General features: G+C 41.5%; 16 protein-coding genes. 6 read left to right on the top strand and 10 right to left on the bottom strand.

The window, feature by feature from the left end; translation table 11 throughout:
* Positions 1-122: 122 nt before the first annotated feature.
* Positions 123-1,538 carry an efflux RND transporter periplasmic adaptor subunit gene (locus AACU33_RS11360; RefSeq protein WP_096588604.1) on the bottom strand — a complete coding sequence of 472 codons (1,416 nt, stop codon included), beginning with the start codon at positions 1,536-1,538 and terminating at the stop codon, positions 123-125.
* A 488-nt stretch (positions 1,539-2,026) separates the two neighbouring features.
* Here AACU33_RS11360 and AACU33_RS11355 point away from each other — a divergent pair, with 488 nt between their 5' ends.
* Positions 2,027-2,581, top strand: a complete 555-nt coding sequence (locus AACU33_RS11355) for a phycobiliprotein lyase (RefSeq protein WP_096595220.1) — start codon at positions 2,027-2,029, stop codon at positions 2,579-2,581.
* A gap of 457 nt (positions 2,582-3,038) precedes the next feature.
* On the top strand, positions 3,039-3,344 hold the full coding sequence (locus AACU33_RS11350) for an RNA recognition motif domain-containing protein (protein ID WP_096588603.1): 306 nt from the start codon (positions 3,039-3,041) through the stop codon (positions 3,342-3,344).
* A 120-nt stretch (positions 3,345-3,464) separates the two neighbouring features.
* Here the strand turns inward: AACU33_RS11350 and AACU33_RS11345 are convergent, their stop codons facing one another.
* Together AACU33_RS11345 and AACU33_RS11340 are read right to left on the bottom strand one after the other, a co-directional pair.
* Positions 3,465-5,177: a diflavin flavoprotein gene (locus AACU33_RS11345; RefSeq protein ID WP_096588602.1), complete on the bottom strand. Its 1,713-nt coding sequence runs from the start codon at positions 5,175-5,177 to the stop codon at positions 3,465-3,467.
* 97 nt (positions 5,178-5,274) lie between these two features.
* On the bottom strand, positions 5,275-6,999 hold the full coding sequence (locus AACU33_RS11340) for a diflavin flavoprotein (RefSeq protein WP_096588601.1): 1,725 nt from the start codon (positions 6,997-6,999) through the stop codon (positions 5,275-5,277).
* A 110-nt stretch (positions 7,000-7,109) separates the two neighbouring features.
* Here AACU33_RS11340 and AACU33_RS11335 point away from each other — a divergent pair, with 110 nt between their 5' ends.
* From AACU33_RS11335 to AACU33_RS11325, 3 genes are read left to right on the top strand one after another with little or no spacing between them, the layout of a single operon-like run.
* Positions 7,110-7,925, top strand: coding sequence for a pantothenate kinase (locus AACU33_RS11335; protein ID WP_096588600.1), 816 nt, complete (start codon positions 7,110-7,112; stop codon positions 7,923-7,925).
* Between the two features lie 48 nt (positions 7,926-7,973).
* On the top strand, positions 7,974-8,651 hold the full coding sequence (locus AACU33_RS11330; protein ID WP_096588599.1) for a potassium channel family protein: 678 nt from the start codon (positions 7,974-7,976) through the stop codon (positions 8,649-8,651).
* Between the two features lie 5 nt (positions 8,652-8,656).
* Positions 8,657-9,220, top strand: coding sequence for a DUF3124 domain-containing protein (locus AACU33_RS11325; protein WP_096588598.1), 564 nt, complete (start codon positions 8,657-8,659; stop codon positions 9,218-9,220).
* Positions 9,221-9,233: 13 nt separating this feature from the next.
* Here the strand turns inward: AACU33_RS11325 and AACU33_RS11320 are convergent, their stop codons facing one another.
* The 3 genes from AACU33_RS11320 to AACU33_RS11310 form a co-directional block, all read right to left on the bottom strand.
* Complete coding sequence (locus tag AACU33_RS11320; protein ID WP_096588597.1) at positions 9,234-10,787, bottom strand: cation:proton antiporter; 1,554 nt, start codon at positions 10,785-10,787, stop codon at positions 9,234-9,236.
* 80 nt (positions 10,788-10,867) lie between these two features.
* Positions 10,868-11,695: an alpha/beta fold hydrolase gene (locus AACU33_RS11315; protein ID WP_096588596.1), complete on the bottom strand. Its 828-nt coding sequence runs from the start codon at positions 11,693-11,695 to the stop codon at positions 10,868-10,870.
* A gap of 236 nt (positions 11,696-11,931) precedes the next feature.
* A complete protein-coding gene (locus tag AACU33_RS11310; protein WP_096595219.1) occupies positions 11,932-12,426 on the bottom strand; it encodes an NUDIX domain-containing protein in 495 nt (164 codons plus the stop codon).
* A gap of 1,078 nt (positions 12,427-13,504) precedes the next feature.
* On the opposite strand from AACU33_RS11310, the gene AACU33_RS11305 reads away from it, so the two are divergent.
* Positions 13,505-13,669 carry a hypothetical protein gene (locus AACU33_RS11305; RefSeq protein WP_009457656.1) on the top strand — a complete coding sequence of 55 codons (165 nt, stop codon included), beginning with the start codon at positions 13,505-13,507 and terminating at the stop codon, positions 13,667-13,669.
* A gap of 167 nt (positions 13,670-13,836) precedes the next feature.
* On the opposite strand, the gene argH is transcribed toward AACU33_RS11305, so the two are convergent.
* The 4 genes from argH to AACU33_RS11285 all read right to left on the bottom strand — a co-directional run bounded on the left by argH (position 13,837) and on the right by AACU33_RS11285 (position 18,350).
* Entirely contained in the window at positions 13,837-15,231 is a 1,395-nt protein-coding gene (gene argH, locus AACU33_RS11300) for an argininosuccinate lyase (protein WP_096588595.1), read from the bottom strand.
* Between the two features lie 167 nt (positions 15,232-15,398).
* Positions 15,399-15,602: a hypothetical protein gene (locus AACU33_RS11295; protein WP_096588594.1), complete on the bottom strand. Its 204-nt coding sequence runs from the start codon at positions 15,600-15,602 to the stop codon at positions 15,399-15,401.
* A 105-nt stretch (positions 15,603-15,707) separates the two neighbouring features.
* Positions 15,708-16,490 (bottom strand): nickel pincer cofactor biosynthesis protein LarB, encoded by a 783-nt coding sequence (gene larB, locus AACU33_RS11290; RefSeq protein ID WP_096588593.1) that lies wholly within the window; start codon positions 16,488-16,490, stop codon positions 15,708-15,710.
* Positions 16,491-16,565: 75 nt separating this feature from the next.
* Entirely contained in the window at positions 16,566-18,350 is a 1,785-nt protein-coding gene (locus AACU33_RS11285) for an ABC transporter substrate-binding protein (protein WP_096588592.1), read from the bottom strand.
* Positions 18,351-18,373 lie beyond the last annotated feature (23 nt).

Here is an 18,373-nt window from a genome sequence, read left to right as displayed (position 1 = left end):
CAAAAATTACTGTTGATACTAAGTTGCATAGTGAGATTGCTTTCCTTCACGGAGCCTGTTGCGATCGCAATGACAGATACAATCTTTAATTGCAACTTGGTATGATTCCCCATCAGGGTTGACTAAGATTTTTCGGAAATAATTGAAAGACGCACTGCGTCCCCATCTTTTAATGGCTTACCACTGCGAATAACATAGCGATCGCCTGGTTGTAAACCAGATAAAATTTCGACTTTGCCATCAGCCCTTTTGCCGAGAGTTACAGCACGGGCAGCTACTTTTGGTTTTTCTTCCACATTTGTAAGTACAAACAAAGTCCCATTTTGGTCGTCTGACTCTTCTTTAGTTACTGTGGTTTGGGAAGAGGCTTTATTTCTGGCTTCTTTTTGAATAGCTATTTGCGGTACTACTACTCGCTGTGCTACTTGAGTGGCAAAATTGACTCGTGCTAGCAGTCCGCTACCAATTTTGCCGTCGCTGTTGGAAATCACTACTTCCACAGGTATCAAGCGGGCTGTAGCATCAGCAGCAGGAGAAATGCGCGTGACTCTGCCAGTTAATGTTTGATTAGGAAAGGCATCCAAACGAACTTGCACAGATTGCCCAACCCGAATTTGGGCTAATTCTAATTCGGAAACTTGTACGACAACTTTGACACGGTTGAAGTCAGCAATTTTCAAGACTTCACCGCCTGCTTGCAGCAAATTGCCCGGTTCTGTCACTTTTTCGGTGACGACACCAGTGATGGGAGATGTCAACCGTGTATAGGATCGGCGTTCTTTGGCTTGGGCAACAACTGCTTGTTGGGCAACTACTCTACCTTGGGCAGCGGCGACTGCTTGCTGTTCTGTACGCACTTGTTCAATAGCAGCCCGTAGCGCTTGGGCGGCTGTTTGCGCTTCGGTGCGTGCTTGTTGGGCAGTTTGTTCGGCGATCGCACCTTCTTTGACTAGCTGCTGCTGGCGTTGGGAGTCTGCTTGTGCTTGCACTACTTCTAGCCGCGCCCTTTCCACTTGGGCGCGGGCATTACTTACTTGGTTTGTAGCTCTTGCTACTTCTGATTTGAGAGATGCTAATTCTGCTTCGGCTTGCTTTAAGTCTGTTGACAGCAAGACATCATCTAATTGGCCTATGTTTTGCCCTTGCTTAACGCGATCGCCAACATCTAGATTTAAAGCTAACAGCCTTGCTTCGACTTGCGATCGCAACGACACTGTGCGAAATGGTGTCGTAGTACCTGTATACTCTGGTTGTTTTTCTAGAGTTTCCGTCCGGGCGATCGCCACATCTACAGGTGTTGCACCACCCCCTTGTCTTGCAGCATTCGGGCCTTGAGATTGGGCATCAGCTGCTTCTTTTGGGGATGAACCACAACTTGCTGTCATTAACCCAATGCTGAGAAAACAAGCCATCAATAAATTAGACTGCGACCCCAAACCAGGGGGAGACTTGCGCCGATTTTTGATATTACCTGTGTCGTATAACTGAGACTTAATTAGCTGAGATGCAACTATGGTATTTGGTATGGTATTTGGCATATTCAACAGTTTGTGCGGCTAAATTTCCGTCCAAAAACATTGATTTTGCTACTCTTAGGGCGGCTTTGGGAGCAAATAACCGTTTCCTAATGAGTGTTTCTGACACGTTTGTTTAACAAGTGTATGTTTTCTCTCAGAAATACTCGAGTATAAAAAGTCATGTTTTTTCAAACTAGTGCGAAAGCAAGTGCAAAGAACTTTGTATTGAGAATTGTAAAGATTAGTATACGTATTTTTAGTTTTTCTAAACTCTGCCGCAAGATATAAGACCGCTCAAAACTACAAAAATACTTTTCTTTGTTTTAGCTTCTCTCTTCAGACGGAATTAACTTGCCCTTTAAAAGCCTAGCATTGTAGCCAAACTATCAGTAATTATTCTCTTATCTAGTTTAGATTAAGAATAGTAAATAAATTTGGTATTTGAGACACACCTAATGTAATGAGTCTCAACGCCAAACTGTATATTGATTTTGCGAGAGGAAGCAACAGTGACATCACCCTTAAAAATTGTAAAAGCTGCTGAAGAATGGCAGATTGGAGAATTTTTTCAAGAATCCGTTGGTAAGTGGCGATCGGAACGGCGCTATTACACCCTACCAACCGGAAATACTAAAGAAATGGTGAGTGCGATCGCCATCCGATTTTTAGAACAGGGATGCGAAGAATTGCAAAAACTAGCTCAATTGCACGAATTACCAGATTCAGTCAGTTTGGTATGCGGTACTGAAGTCATCTGGGAAACGACAAATTCCATGACCGGAAAACAAGAATCTCAAGGTTCCACACTATTTGGTGCTTTAGGAAACATTTTGTATCGCGATCGCGGTTTTGCCACATCCAAACCTGTCACCGCCGAATATTATTTTCCCAATCCCAAAACCTTGTGTTTGCGAACAGAATACAATGGCTCAGTCTTTGAGGAAGAATTAAAGCTGATTGGTAACAAATACCGTACTCGCCAGACTATTATGTCGCGTGCTAGCGAACAGTTAATGATTGGTCAGTATTTAGAGACAAGATTAGAGAATGACTATTTAAAGTAGGTAAGGCGTAGATTTGCCAGCAAAGGGAGTCCGCAAACAAGCAAATTCAAAGTTCAAAATCGCCAAGCCTAGCAATCTCAAAAACATGACCAATAATTCCTTGGTAGTACAGAGCAAGGCGATTTCTCTATGGAATCTATCGAAAATCAGAAATTCTTGAGCTACCAAAGATTGAGCTAAGACCTCAATCCAAAATCTAAAATCAAAAATTGTTTGACTGTTTATTATTACTTTTTGATAATCTATAATTATAGCAATTTCAGTTTCTTTGTGGTGCCATAATTAAAAGTTTTTTAAATTCTCCTCTTCCATAATAAGTTGCGGTATGATTATGAAGGATGAGAATTAATTCGGTGATAGTGTTTTTTGTTAGTATTGATGGGCTTTTTCCTTTTGGTATTTGCAGACTCTCTCCGAAATCTAAATCTCTACGCTCTGATGGTTTTGGAGAAGTTTTATGTCAGTTTATGTAGGTAATCTTTCTTACCAAGTTACAGAAGAAGCATTGACTGCTGTTTTTGCAGAATATGGTTCTGTCAAGCGCGTTCAAATACCCACCGACCGCGAAACAGGCCGTGTACGCGGCTTTGCTTTTGTGGAAATGGGTACAGACACAGAAGAAACAGCTGCCATTGAGGCTCTTGATGGTGCTGAGTGGATGGGACGCGACCTGAAAGTAAATAAAGCCAAGCCTAAGGAAGATAGAGGTTCCTTTGGTGGAAACCGTGGTGGCTACGGCGGTGGAAACCGCAATCGCTACTAAGTTAGAGGTTTTATAAAAAAATAAGGTTAGGGGCTGTTGATAATTTCATCAGACCCATCAACTAATTAAAATTAGCAAAAGCTCAAGCACCGATGCTTGAGCTTTTTTAATATCCTTCTTTTAGTAATGAGTACCAGACTTGCGATGATGGACGGCTGTAACACCATCTTGATTTAACACTTTACCATTCTCGACAGTCGCATAAACCAGCCAGTGATCGCCAGATTCCATGCGATTTTTTACGGAACACTCCAAATATGCCAAAGCATCATTGAGGATGGGAGAACCGTTTTCGGCTTCTTGAGTGGCGACATCAGCAAATCTGTCTTGTCCGGGGCCAAAAGGTTTGAGGAAATGCTTCATCAAGCCTAGATGATTTCCTTCTTTAAGGATATTCAAGACAAATTGATTTCCTGTGTGCGTCAAAGTTTCTACAGCACGGTCTTTGGCCACGGCTATGGTTAAACCAGGAGGGCTAAAGCTAGCTTGAGCAACCCAAGAAGCTAACATCCCACTCGATATATCGTCTTGCTTGGCTGTGAGAACGCACAACGAACCAACAATTCGCCCAACGGCTTGTTCTACAGTAGTGGCGGGAACACTTTGCGATCGCACTTTTTTCGCTTTCTTCAATGCTTGTGCAAAGTCGGTTCCGGCTTCTTCACACAGTTGCAAGGTGACATCGTTGGGTTTGAATTTGACGCGGATGGTATCAAAACCAAAGCGATAACCTGCGTCTTTGAGTTTACCTTCAATTAAATCAACGGCTTCACCACTCCAGCCGAAGGAACCGAATACGCCGGCAAGTTTATTATTAGTAGCGGTGGCGAGAACAATACCTAAAGCTGTTTGTACGGGTGTGGGCGCATGACCGCCAAGGGTAGGCGAACCGATGACAAAGCCCGCAGATTTTTCGACAGCAGCGCGAATGTCTTCAGGGTCGGTAAATTCGCAGTTAATTGATTCTACAGCCACACCAGCTTTTGTGATGCCACGGGCGATCGCTTGGGCTAAGGTTGCTGTATTTCCATACGCTGATGCATAAATCAAAGCTACTGTCAAGTCTGCGGATGTCTGCTGTTGACTCCATTCCCGATAAGCTTTGGTAAGTTCAATTAACGCATAGCGCACTAAAGGCCCGTGGCCAGTGGCGTAAATTCTCGCCGGAAAATCGGCAAGTTTATCTAAGGCTGTTTCCACTTGACGTGCATGGGGAGCCATCAAGCAATCAAAATAATAGCGGCGATCTTCGTTAATCGATTCCCAACCTTCATCAAACACCTGATCGCCACAAATATGCGCGCCAAAGAACTTATCGGAGTAGAGAATCTCGGTTTGCGGATCGTAAGTGCAGAGTAGGTCTGCATAGCGGGGGTTGGGGGTGGGAATGAATTGTAGATCGTGACCCTTACCTAAATTTAGGGTTTCGTCCCCCCGCATTATCATAATTGGTAAATCTGGGTTTTCTAACGCCCCACGTAAACCGATCGCCCCAGGATTAGAACACACAAAGGTTATCTGCGGTGCAAGTTCCAGCAAAGCTTTTAAAGTAGCGGCGCGGTTGGGATTGACATGACCCAAAATTACATAAGCGATCGCTGTGACATCAAATCTTTTTTGCAAAGCATCTAAATAGATTTGCGTAAAAGTTTCCCCCGGAGGGTCAATGAGAGCGATTTTATCGCCTTGAATCACATAAGAATTAGCAGTTGTACCCTTGGCTAAAGCATACTCAATTTCAAACCTTAACCTCGACCAACTGCGCGATCGCAGTACTGTTGTATCTGTAGCTATTGGTAAAACTTGAACGTCGCGGGGTTTGGTTGTAGACATAGTGGTTTGAGGAATGGGGAATGGGGCATGGAGAATTGGGAATAGGGCATTGTTATTTCCCTCTTGTCCTCCCTATCCTCCTTGTCTCCCTTGTCTTTTAGTAATGGTTGCCAACTTTACGGTGATGCACAGCAGTCAAGGCTTCTGGTTTAGAAACTCGTCCGGCGTAGACGGTGCTGTATACTGCCCAGTGATCGCCACAATCCATCCGGCTCTTTACTTCACACTCAATGTATGATAATGCATCGGTGAGGATGGGTGCGCCGTTTTCGGCTGGCTGAGTTTTCACACCTTCAAAGCGATCTGCACCTGGGGCGAATCGCTTCAAAAAGTGCTTCATCAGTGTTTGGTAATTACCTTCTTCCAACACGTTGAGGACAAAGCGATCGCCAACTTGCATGAGTGATTCAATCGCCCGATCTTTGGCTACTGCAATGGAAAATCCTAAGGGTTTGAAGCTGGCTTGCGCTACCCAAGAGGCTAACATCGCACTGGAGACATCGCCTTTTTTGGCGGTGATGATATATAACCCGCCGCTAAGTCTACCGAGGGCTTTGTCTAAGTCAGCACCCAGAGATTTCATCGCTTTGATACTGCGATCGCGTGTTACCCACTGAGCTAAGTCTGTGCCTGCTTCTTCACACTGTTTGTAAGTGTTTTCGCTGGGAGTTTGTTTAATCCGAATAGCTGGGAAAACTGTTGTCAGTCCTAAGTTACGGAATTTACTTGATAAAGGATCTATCGGTTCGTCATCGCCGCCGCCAGTTTCAAATATGCCGATGGCTTGTTTTTCTTTAGCAGATCCTAAAACAGTACTCAGGGCGGCTTGGGTACTAGCAGAACTAGAAACTGGCGGTACACCTACAACTAGTCCAGCACAACGACCGACCAATTCCCGCAGTTCTTGTAAATCAACGCCGGAATTCAAGTCTACCCATTCTACAGCCACCCCAGTTTTAGCGATCCCATTGGCAATTGCTTGGGCGAGGCGATCGCTATAGCCGTATTCAGAAACATAAAATATTCCAATTACTGTTTCTGGCTTGGCTTGCGTTTGACTCCAACGACGGTAACGTCCAGTCAGTTCTTCGACGTTGTGAGATAGTAGCGGCCCGTGACCGGTAGCAATCATTTTGATATCTGGGAGTTCTCCCATACGCTTAAGGGCTGACAGCACTGACCGCGCATTCGGCCCCATCAAGCATTCGTAGTAATATTTAAAATCTGGTTCAATAGCTTTTAAATCGTCATCAAAAGTACTCTCGGTACAATAATGCATTCCGAAAGCGTCGCAGGTGTAGAGAATTTGGGTTTTGTGGTCGAAACTGAAGATAGTATCAGGCCAATGAAGATTTGGGGCGATGACGAATTCAAATTCATGACCGTTACCAATATCTAAGCGATCGCCATTTTTCACAATCCGGCGCTTAAACGGCTGATGTACCAAATCCTCTAAAAACTGAATCGCCACTTTCGAGGCGACAATAGTAATTTCTGGAGCCATTTGCAGCAAATCTTTAATTAAGCCACTGTGGTCTGGCTCGGTATGGCTAACAATTAAATAATCAATCTCTGTTGGATTAATTAGCCCCGTGAGCGTGTCAAAATACAGCTGGCGAAACTTTTCGTGGGAAGTATCAACTAAAGCAGTCTGCTCACCGCGAATCAGAAATGAGTTATAGGTCGTACCGTTTTGCAGACCAAATTCAATATCGAAGCGATCGCGATCCCAATCCAAAGAGCGAATTGCTGTAGTATCTGGAGCAATTTCCACAGTTTGTATGGTGAGCCTTTTTTCAGTTCTTTCGGTGAGCGCTACCATAACTCCCTTCCTTAACACAATGAGTATATTTTCCTCTGACTTTATTGTTACACGTATCGATTGTAAATTTTTATTAAAAAAGCTATAGATAACTTAAAAAAGTTAAAAGAGTGGAACTACAAAGGCACAAAGTACACAAAGACAATATTTGGCTAGCCTTGGAAATTGGCAATTCCCGGCTACATTGGGCATTATTCAAAGGCGAAAAGCTTGACTGTACCTGGGACACTGACTATTTACCAGAGTCAGTCATCCAGCAACTAGCGCAATCTCAAACAATAGATGATTTATCCCCAGAAGTTTTCCTTACATCCCCCTGCCCCCTGCCCCCTGTCCTCCTCCCTATCGCCATCGCCTCTGTAGTTCCCAACCAAACAGCACTTTGGCAAAGTTACCCCAATTTTCAGGTAATCACCTTAGATCAAATACCGCTGAAGAATGTGTATCCCACATTAGGTATTGACCGCGCCTTGGCGTTATGGGGTGCTGGTAAAACTTGGGGATTTCCGATGCTGGTGATTGATGCGGGAACAGCACTGACTTTTACAGCTGCGGATGCTAACCAGTGTCTAGTTGGAGGCGCAATTCTACCGGGATTAGGCTTGCAATTTGCTACTCTTGGTCAACAAACAGGACAATTACCTTTAATAGAGACGCAATTGATTTCATCTCTACCGCCACGCTTTGCGTTAAATACAGCAGAAGCCATACAAAGCGGTGTAATTTATACCCTACTTGCTGGAATCAAAGATTTTATAGAGAATTGGTGGCAATTATTTCCGGAAGGCAAGATTGCAATTAAAGGAGGCGATCGCACCTTACTATTAAACTATCTCCAAGCTTTGTACCCTGCGATCGCACAACGTTTGACTGTAGAACCCAATCTAATTTTTTGGGGTATGGAAAAAATAGTAAGCGTCTCATAAAAGCCGTGTTTGGTAAAGTAAAAGTCGAACATTATCCAAAAACAACGTATGTACGTGCTAATTGGTGGATCTGGTTTGGTAGGACTAAGCTTGGCACAGAAATTGGTAGAACTAGGACATACCGTAGCCGTGATTGACATCGATCCTAATGCTTGTCGGTACGCACGCGAACAAGTGGGAGCGATGGCTTTTGAAGGTAGCGCGGTTAGTACAGAAGTATTATTAGAAGCCGGAATTCGGAAAGCCGATGCTTTAGCCGCTATGCTGCGAAGTGATGCTTTGAACTTGGCGATGGTAACTCTCGCCAAACATTATGGCGTTCCCCATATTGTGACTCGGATGCGCCATTCCGATTTCGCTGAACCTTTTCGATTAGCTGGAGCCAATCATATTATCGGCACAGTTGAACTAGCAGTTTCCACAATGGTGAATGCGATCGAATATCCGCAAGTAGAATCAATGATGCATTTTGAGCAAGGACAAATTGAAGTTTTAAAACTTTCAATCCCTAATAATTGCTATGTTGTTAATCGTAGCATTGCCGAAATTGCTCAAGATTCACGCTTTCCTACTGGTTCTTTAATTATTGGCTATCAACCCCATCCCCATGAAGATTTAGCTATTCCTAACGGGAGTACAGTATTAGAACCTGGCTCAACTGTACTGGTTGTCACTAAACCAGGGTCTTTGCATCAAATGATTGATTTTATTGAAGGCTGTAAATAAATTGAATGAAGTTATACTTACGTTTTTATTTAGTCATTGCTTTAATTTTTTTGGTTGCTTGCACATCATTAAATAATTCCCAAAAGCCACAATCCCAAACTACCCAGACACAATCATCTCAACAAGTAGTGACTCTGGATAAAAACTTGCAAATAGCAATGGGGCAAACCATTTATGTACCCATCTATTCTCATATTTATCATAACGATGAGCGCAAGATTTTAGATTTAGCAGCTACTCTGAGTATCAGGAATACAGATTTGACCAATCCGATGATTGTTACTGCTGTACGCTACTATGATTCCGATGGTAAATTAATTAAGGAGTATTTAGAACGCCCTATAAAACTTAATGCCCTAGCTTCTACAGACTTTTTTATTAATAGAACAGATACTAGTGGTGGCTCAGGAGCAAATTTTATTGTGGAATGGGTATCCCAAAAAGTAATTTCCGAGCCGATAGTAGAAGCAGTGATGATTGCAACTGAATTTCAACAAGGAGTTTCTTTTGTTAGCACTGGCAAAGTAATTAAAACTCAAAAACCTTCACAAAGTACATCTTCAAAATGAATTACGAATTAAATTAATCATCTTCTAACTTCAACAATTGCTCATCAATTTTCCTCAACCGTTCATAGACAATCTCTTCTGAGAGAATTCGCTGACGTATCGCCTCATTTAGTGCTGCTTTCTCTGCTAATAACAACCGACGGCGAATAGCATCAAGCTTACTAGGTTCGCTACTTTTGGTTTCCAACTCATCCGAACGACGATTATATAATTCTCTTAATGCCTTTTCTGCACCTGCTACTTGCACTTGATAGCTAGAACGCATCTCTTCATATACAGCTTTTGGTAACACCCCTGTTTTCAATAGAGTATCTAATTCATCCTGTGCTGCTTTAGCGGTGATTAATTGTGCTTGCAATTCTTCAACCTGCTGACGAGTTGCTGACACTTGAGACAATTGCAACCGCTTCACCAACCACGGTAAACTCACTCCTTGTCCAACTACAGACAGCAATACCGTTCCAAATACTATAGCAATTAGTTGTTCTCGTCCTGCGATCGTGCTGGGAATACTCAACGCCAACGCCATCGAAAGAGAACCCTTGATATTGCCAAAAAACAGAACGTTTTGCCAGCGCCAAGGAATTGGGCGGTCAAACCAACCCACAATAGCTAAAAGTGGATAGACAGACAGTATACGTGCTATTTGATAAGCTGCGATCGCTAACAGTACAGCAGGTAAAGTTTGCCATAAAGTATTCAGGTCAACTTCTATACCAATTAGTAGAAAAATAAAACTATTTACCCCAAAAGCAATAGATTCCCAAAAGCTTAGTAATGTCAAACGAGTAGAAGCTGATACTTTACCTGAAAGGCCTACCGTTCCCACAATTAACCCAGCAACCACCACAGCAACTACACCAGAGACGCTGAACGACTGTCCGAGTTTAAAAGCTCCTAACGCCACAGCCACCGTTAGTAAAATGCTACTAAGCGGTTCATCAGCACGGACAAATAAGCCTGTACTCAAATACCCTACAGCCAGCCCTACCAAAGTTCCACCAATAATGACTATAAATAATTCTTGTAGTCCTTCAAGAAATGAGAGCGAACCAGCTGCATGAACTTTTAAAATTAGACTAAATAAAACTAGCGCCACACCATCGTTAAATAAGCTTTCTCCCTCAACAATAGTAGAAAGACGAGAAGGGACGCGTACTTCTTTAAATACAGCAATCACAGAAACAGTATCAGTAATTGCCAAAATTACTCCAGCTAGCAATGCTGCTGTCCAATTTAATTCGAGTCCCCATTTCAAAAGTGCGGCGGTAACACCAGAGGAGATTAAGATTCCAGGCCCAGCTAATAAAGCAATTGGTTTAATAGTGCTGCGGAGGCGGCTAATATCTGTATTAATAGCTGCTTCAAACACTAAAATTGGCAGAAATAAATTTAAAATCAGGGAATCGTTTAAACCAATGCGTTGTGGTAAAAGTTCTGTAACTGCTAAACCCGCTAAAACTAAACCTGCAACATAAGAAACTCGCAACCAGCGCGACAGTAAAGCTACAACGGTGGCTACGAGCAGGAGAATAATTGAAACAGTAACTAATTCAGCAACATTCACTGTAAAATTGCGAGAAAATGGCTGGATGTACCAAAGAAGAATACCACTTCTCGGTCAATTTGTACTCTATTTTGAAAAATCTAGATCGCCCAAGAACATCTTTCTTTGATATATTCCTGAATCTCTTCAGTTACGACCCTACCACAAGATTCTAGGATATCTTTTTCCCCATGAACAATCATTTTTAACTCGACTTTAGGAATTAGTTGAGCATAAGTTTGACTCTTAGCGATCGCATCTGGAGTATCTTTACCACCTTGTAAGATTAAAGTTGGGACTTCTATCATTTGTAATCTGTTTTGTAATAATTCTGCCTCTAATTCTGGCTGTTGCCTTTGAAATAGTAATTGACAGGCTGTAGGATACTGCAACATCAACTTACGTAGCTGGAAATATTGTTGAATTTTGGCATCCAAGCCCAGAATTTTAGTTAAGGGACGAAGCAGTTTTAAGAGTTTAAATACAAAAGGTGAAAATTTTGCTAACCGCTGCATCTTTTGCCAATACTTTTCTTGTCCTACTATTTTTACGCCCTCTGGTGCAAGCAAAACTAAACCCTTAACTTGTTCTGGATACTTTAAAGCATAGCTAGCCGCAATCCACCCACCAAGGGAATATCCGACTAAATATACTTGTTCTAGCTTCAAAGCTTGCAAGAACTCAGCTAGACATTCGACTTGTAAATCAATTGAGTAGTAAATATTAGGATTTTCCGATTCTCCAAATCCTAATAAATCTGGTGCAAAGCAATGAAAACGATCGGACAAAGAATCTATTACCGATACCCATTGACTGCTATCGTTCCAAGCACCATGTAACAAAATTATCGGAGTTCCTTTACCAGCTTCGCGCCAGAATAGTAGCCCTTGTGAGAGTTTTCTCCGAGAGTTATGAAATAGCGTATCCATCTGAATTTTAAGAGTTATAGCAATTTTCAGTGGGTGATGTACCCTAATTTTGACACCAAGAAGTACCGAACAAAAAACCATTGTTCATTGCCCGTTACCCCAATACCAAAATTTGTATTACACTCAACCGTAAACCGCTTTAAGTTTTAGCATAGTTAGTCAATAGTTAATAGTCATGATTTATGAGAAACAGAATTTAAGCCCAAGACTAATGACTAATGACAAACAAAATATGGTTATGCCACTATTGTCAAGCCATTTAAATAGTCTTGCAACTGCTGAGAGTGATCGTGAGACATCGGTTCTGGAGGTAAGGAGTTAGGAGAGAACGCTTGGATTTCTATGACCTCCAACTTATCGTAAATTTCCATTGTTCCTTGTACTTCTGCTTCTACAGCAATACAAATTGAATGAATTCTAGGATCGCGGTTGGGGGAAGAATAAACCCCGACTAAACGCCTGATTTGCAGCAATTCTAATCCAGTTTCCTCATACAACTCTCGGCGGACTGTAGTCGGAATATCTTCTCCCCAGTCCACCATGCCTCCAGGTAGCGACCAGCGACCATTGTCACTGCGCCGAATCAGCACAATCCGACCATCAGGTAAAATCGGAATGATGCTAGTGCCAGTAATGGGATGGCGAAAAATTATACCCAATACCGTTTGTCCAAAACGCCATAAGCTACGTGTGGACTTTACAGCTATCGTAAAAAAAGCAAGAACGTTCAATCTACAAATGTTGGGGTTGTATTCTAATAATTCCTCACCGCTTAACATAGATGGATAAATACAAATGGATTAAGTTTTTAATTATACATCTATGATTATGGGTTTGGAGTTTTATTCTAACACTTCATTAGAATATCTCAATCTTAACATTAGCTATAATTAATCAGCGTATATCTTTATACCAAAAAAACTGATTGATGAGCTTTTTTAACTTTCATTTAGGATGTGTATAATAGCAATCTGAGATTATAAATTTAAGATTTAAACCTTTTATTAATAGGTTTTGAGAATAATTTAAGACAATATTAAATATTATAAAATAGTAACGATCGTAAAAAATAACAGAAAATTCAAAAGTTCTTTACGAGTTTCACTATTTTGAGATAAAGTTTAGCGATCGGTTAACAATGAATATTTAGATATTTAGCAAAGCTACTGAATATCTATTCACAGTAACTCTTATATCATAAGGTTTTCTCGGTTTAAAGGAAATTATGTTTAAAGAAACACATCAAACTTTACTGAGATTTTTCTACTTAATTTCTATGAGAATACAAAAGCATTATTTAAAACTTAAATTAAAACATTAAAAACCATATAACCCTGTACTTATCCCTGAAATTATTTTTAATCACATTGTTCTTGTTTAGTGATACTTAAAAAGTATAAGTTAATAGTGATTTTATAAAAATCTTGCCTTTTGTTTGATTATTACAATAAAAATCCACACGCTATTGCCGATAGTTAGGGATAAAAATCTCTACTTTTAGAATTTTCTATTTTCTAATTTCTTCTCCACAGTTTCTCATATTTAAGAGATGTGCTTATAATAGTGAATGCACAAGAGAACTGAAGAAAATCCTTACCCATTGTGCAATATCTATAACAAAAGCTGTGCTTAAAGCTGCTAATTAATACTAAAATTATCCAATATATATTGACATTTAAAATAAAAATAGGTTATAATTGCAAATTGTTCAAACTGTCTTATAGCTAGACTAGGCTAAAAATATATCAATAACAACGGTAGCTGATATTGCCTAGTAGCTCTTTTTTGTTGTTTATTAATGAGGTGAACATGGCTAAGCGCCGTAACCCGAAAAAAGAAAAGGCGCTACGGAACCAGGCATATGCCAGAAAGTTTCGTAAACGAACTACTACGGGAAGAATGCAGAGAAGGTTCCAACAAAGACCTCCTAAGAGTGAAGAGGATGAGGGCGCAGCAGCAATTGATGCTGAGTAAGCTGCCTGATACAATCCTTACTCGTTAAATTTTTGTTTTTTCAGGGCGTACACAATCTGTACGCCCTTATTTAATTTGTCAGGAGTCAAGAGTCAATAGTCAAGGGTCAAATATTTTTCCCCTGTTCCCTGGCTTCCTTGTCTTCGTTGCCCTTTATTCAAAAGCTGCTAGGCTTTCAGTTCGGCAATTTGAGTACGGGCTGCAAGAATTGCATTGCGTACTTGTGCAAAGCCTGTACCACCGTAACTATTACGGGCTGCGACAACTTGACGAGGAGATATTGCCTCATAAATATCCGCTGCAAATGCTGGATGAATTTGTTGCCACTCTTCTAATTTCAAATCTTTGAGGAGTTTACCTGCGGCAATACTGGTTTTGACTACCTTACCCACGAGGTTATAAGCTTCTCGAAAGGGGACACCTTTTGCTGCTAAATAATCTGCTACGTCTGTAGCATTAGAAAAGTCTTCTGCGACTGCTTCTGCCAAGCGCTGGGGACGAAATTCCAATCCTTCTCGCAACAAAATTGTCATTGCTTCTAGGCAGGCTTTGACTGTGTTAACGCTATCAAATAGACCTTCTTTGTCTTCTTGCAAATCTTTGTTATATGCCAAGGGTAGTCCCTTCATAATTACCAACATCGCTTGCAGATGACCAAATACACGCCCTGTTTTTCCGCGTACTAGTTCTGGGACATCAGGATTTTTCTTTTGGGGCATGATGCTAGAACCTGTGGCGCAGGTATCTTTAAGGGTAACAAAGCGGAATTCCTCAGATGACCAAAGAATCACTTCTTCTGAGAGGCGGCTGAGGTGAACCATAATCAGACTAGCCGCACAGAGAAATTCGATCGCAAAATCGCGATCGCTCACTCCATCGAGGCTGTTAGCATAAATACTCTCAAACTCTAACAGTTCGGCGGTGTAGTGCCGATTGATAGGAAAAGTTGTTCCTGCTAAAGCACCACACCCCAAGGGAGAAATATTAACTCGGCGATAAACATCTCCCAAGCGTTCCCAGTCGCGTTGCGCCATACTAAAGTACGCCAAGAGATGATGAGCTAAACTTAACGGTTGGGCGCGTTGTAGGTGTGTATATCCGGGAATCAGAGTTTCAACGTTTTTTTCAGCTATATCGAGTAAAACAGTTTGAAATTCTCGTAGTTGGTTCTTAATTTGTTGGATTTGGTCGCGCAGATAAAGTCTAGTATCAGTGCCAACTTGGTCATTACGCGATCGCGCGGTGTGCAGCTTCTTACCAACATCACCCACAATTTCTGTTAAGCGGCGTTCTACTGCAAAGTGAACATCTTCCGCATCAATACCTGGCTGAAATTTTCCTTGGCGATATTCCTGACGAATTTGTTCTAACCCAGCAACGAGTTGTTCTCCTTCTTCTAGAGAAATGATGCCAGTATGAGCCAGCATTTTCGCATGGGCTTGAGAGCCAGTGAGGTCATATTCGATTAATTCAATGTCAAAACTTATACTGGCATTAAAATGAGCGATCGCAGGATGCAATGCTGATTCAAACCGCTGGCTCCAAGTTTTTTGTTCGGTCATAAATTTTCAAAGTGGGGCAATCAATTTTAGATTTTGGATTAATCTAAATCCGTCTTGAAAAGTTCAGATCGCCGGAAGCCGGCGCTCCGACGCCAGTCGCCTCAAGTCGGCAAAGCCGCCCAAGGCGCTGGCTCGACTTTTCGCAAAATCTAAAATCTAAAATTACCTTAACCGTAGCTAGTTAGACTCCGAATCATATAGCCAATTACTAAACCAATCAACAGTGCCCAAACTTGGCCTGTCTTGATAAAGTGGCTCCAACTGTTCTGCATTTGTCCGAGAACATTAGGATCGTGAACGTATTGAGCCAACACTGAAGTTACAGGCGAATGCCAAAATAACTCAGATAGCACATCGCTGAAGTAGTTCATACTTAGTCACCTGAAGGATTTTTATGTCATAACCTTTACTTACAGGTGATGTCCAGTGAAGAGAAGGGTAAATTGGAAAATGAGGGAGACAAGCATGAGAACAAATTATCCCTCAACTTTTCTTAATTTCTCCGCTGTCCGTAAAATTTGCCCTGCTAAAACTGCTGCGCCAAAGCCGTTATCAATATTAACTACACCCACACCAGGCGCACAGGAGTTGAGCATTGTTAATAATGGTGCTAACCCGCCAAAACTTGCACCATAACCAATGCTGGTAGGGACAGCAACCACAGGACAATCTGCTAAACCTGCAACAACGCTAGGTAGCGCACCTTCCATCCCTGCTACGACAATTAATACTGATGCTGACTCGATTAAGTGGCGATTACTCAGCAAACGGTGGATACCTGCAACTCCAACATCCCAGAGCCGCTGAACCCGAAAACCAGAGAGTTCGGCTGTTACTGCTGCTTCTTCAGCAACAGGTAAATCAGCCGTTCCCGCAGACAAAATTCCGATGACACCATCAAATTGAGGTTCAATTTCCGCAGGAGTAATTGCACAAATTCTTGCCAATTCGTAGTACCGCAAACCTCTCACCCTAGATTGCAGTGCAGCATATACGGCTGGTTCAATCCGAGTCGCCATCACTACTGGGTTGCGCTGACGCATGACCTCCATAATTTGGACAATTTGGTCGGGAGTTTTACCTAAACCCCAAATTACTTCTGGGAAACCAGTTCTCAGCGCTCGATGGTTGTCAATTTTGGCAAAATCACCTACTCTTTCATAGGCTAAGTCTCTAAGCGAATTTAACGCCTTATCTGGGGTAACATGACCATCTGCAACCGATTCTAAGAGCGATCGCAAAGCTTTTTCACTAGTCATCGATCGTTAGTCCTTTGTTATTTTTCCTTATATCATTTGCTAGTTGTGCGATAACCAATGACTAATATCCATTGACTAATCTACAATTTTAATTTCATGAATATTCCAGAATGCCCCACCAAGCCCAGAGAATTTAATGCCTTCAAAACGATTGCGAACAGCTGACATCGAATAGGCATTAACTAAGTGAATAAATGGTAAGTATTCCTGAGCTAGTCTTTGAGTATCTGCATAAATTGCTTTGCGCTTTGGTTCGTCTAACTCTCTTGCTGCTTGGATATAGAGTTCACCAATTCGTGCTTCCCAAGGAGCAACTTCCCAACCCTGTATTGGTTTTTGTCCTGCTTGGGGTTTTTGATTAAACATGTGTAATCCCCCTTCAGGAGACCAAACGTTAGCACCATCATTTGGTTCTAAACCACCTGTTAAACCTAACAAAGATGCTTCCCAGTCCAAGGAATTAGAAAGTTTGTCTGTATATGTATTCCATGCCAGGGGTGTAAAATCTACTTGAATCCCAATCTTGCTCAAATCTCGTTTAATCTGCGATCCCATTGCTTCGCGAATCTTATTACCAGCATTCGTCAGCAAAGTGAAGCGAACATTGTTACCTTGTGTATCTATTAGCTGATTTTTTTCGTTATATTTAAATCCTGCTTTTATCAGTAATTGTCTCGCTTTATCGAGATTATAATTATAGACTTTTAGCCCTTCTTTAGGTGAAAGATAATAGGGACTTTGTACAGAAATAGGTGAATCTTGAGGTTGACCTAAGCCACGAAACGTATTGTTAATCATCGTTTGTCGATCGATGGCGTAGGCTACTGCTTGCCGAAATTCTACAGTATTAAACCAGCGCGATTTGATGGGATTTATTAGAGGTTTACCATCTCTTGAACCTTTATTTAAATTGAAAATTAAAAACGTTGTACCAGAACCAGGCCCGCCATTATATATCTTGAAATTACCTTGCTTTTCTTGCACTTTCAGCAACGAAAAATATTCTGGCGATACGCCTACTGTATCTAAACCGCCAGAACGAAATTGCAGTAAGGATGTATCTGTTGATTCGACAATTTGCCAAACTATTCTTTCGATATAAGGCTGGGGTTTACCTTGTGCATCTTTGCGCCAGTAGTAAGGATTGCGCCGGAAAACTACACGTTGACTAGTATCGTATCGCTCTAGCTTAAAAGGGCCATTTACGATTAGTTCATTTGGTGGTGTATCCACACCCCACTTTGACAAAAACTTGGGTTTACCTTCTTGGTCTTTTGTAGTGACTGATTCTCGTAATGCGTGGGCTGGTAAAATTGGGTATCCGGTAGCGCTACGTAAAAAGGGAGCAAAGGGTTCTGGAACAGCAAACTCAACTCGGCGATTATCGATTTTCCTCACAGTCGGTAGCTTGCGACTTTCACCAATTCGCATACCATCTCTAGCATCTGTGGGGATTGCTTCGTTGAGATAAATATCATTGTAAGTAAATACTACATCGTCTACTGTAAGTGGTTGCCCATCAGACCATTTGAGGTTGTCACGCAGGGTAAAAACAATTTTTAGTTTATCATCAGAAATTTGCCAAGATTCTGCTAAAGCTGGTTCAACTTTACCAGTTTCATAATTTTCAGTAATTAAACCTTCATAAGTTAGACCAAAAATATTCGGAAATTCAGAACTGAGAGGAAAGTTAAATGTTTTAGGATCGCTGAGAATACTAGTCACTAATTGTGGAACTTGAGCGGCTGTTGTTTTAAAATTTGAGGGGTTACAAGCAGCAACTGTTAGTGCTGTTGCCACGCTCAGAATTATTAGTAACCAAAAGCGTTTAATTGTAGATGATATGGTAGAAAATTTCATAATTTTAATTATCAAACAGTAAA

The sequence above is a fragment of the Calothrix sp. NIES-2098 genome (assembly GCF_963875125.1).
GTDB lineage: Bacteria > Cyanobacteriota > Cyanobacteriia > Cyanobacteriales > Nostocaceae > Aulosira.
This window is presented reverse-complemented; position numbering and strand designations above follow the sequence as displayed.

Excerpts from the sequence above, each read along its gene's own strand:
- AACU33_RS11350 (WP_096588603.1), top strand. The coding sequence starts at position 3,039 with ATGTCAGTTTATGTAGGTAATCTTTCTTACCAAGTTACAGAAGAAGCA.
- AACU33_RS11360 (WP_096588604.1), bottom strand. The coding sequence starts at position 1,538 with ATGCCAAATACCATACCAAATACCATAGTTGCATCTCAGCTAATTAAG.
- AACU33_RS11345 (WP_096588602.1), bottom strand. The coding sequence starts at position 5,177 with ATGTCTACAACCAAACCCCGCGACGTTCAAGTTTTACCAATAGCTACA.
- AACU33_RS11330 (WP_096588599.1), top strand. The coding sequence starts at position 7,974 with ATGTACGTGCTAATTGGTGGATCTGGTTTGGTAGGACTAAGCTTGGCA.
- AACU33_RS11315 (WP_096588596.1), bottom strand. The coding sequence starts at position 11,695 with ATGGATACGCTATTTCATAACTCTCGGAGAAAACTCTCACAAGGGCTA.
- larB (WP_096588593.1), bottom strand. The coding sequence starts at position 16,490 with ATGACTAGTGAAAAAGCTTTGCGATCGCTCTTAGAATCGGTTGCAGAT.
- AACU33_RS11325 (WP_096588598.1), top strand. The coding sequence starts at position 8,657 with ATGAAGTTATACTTACGTTTTTATTTAGTCATTGCTTTAATTTTTTTG.
- argH (WP_096588595.1), bottom strand. The coding sequence starts at position 15,231 with ATGACCGAACAAAAAACTTGGAGCCAGCGGTTTGAATCAGCATTGCAT.
- AACU33_RS11285 (WP_096588592.1), bottom strand. The coding sequence starts at position 18,350 with ATGAAATTTTCTACCATATCATCTACAATTAAACGCTTTTGGTTACTA.
- AACU33_RS11305 (WP_009457656.1), top strand. The coding sequence starts at position 13,505 with ATGGCTAAGCGCCGTAACCCGAAAAAAGAAAAGGCGCTACGGAACCAG.
- AACU33_RS11295 (WP_096588594.1), bottom strand. The coding sequence starts at position 15,602 with ATGAACTACTTCAGCGATGTGCTATCTGAGTTATTTTGGCATTCGCCT.
- AACU33_RS11340 (WP_096588601.1), bottom strand. The coding sequence starts at position 6,999 with ATGGTAGCGCTCACCGAAAGAACTGAAAAAAGGCTCACCATACAAACT.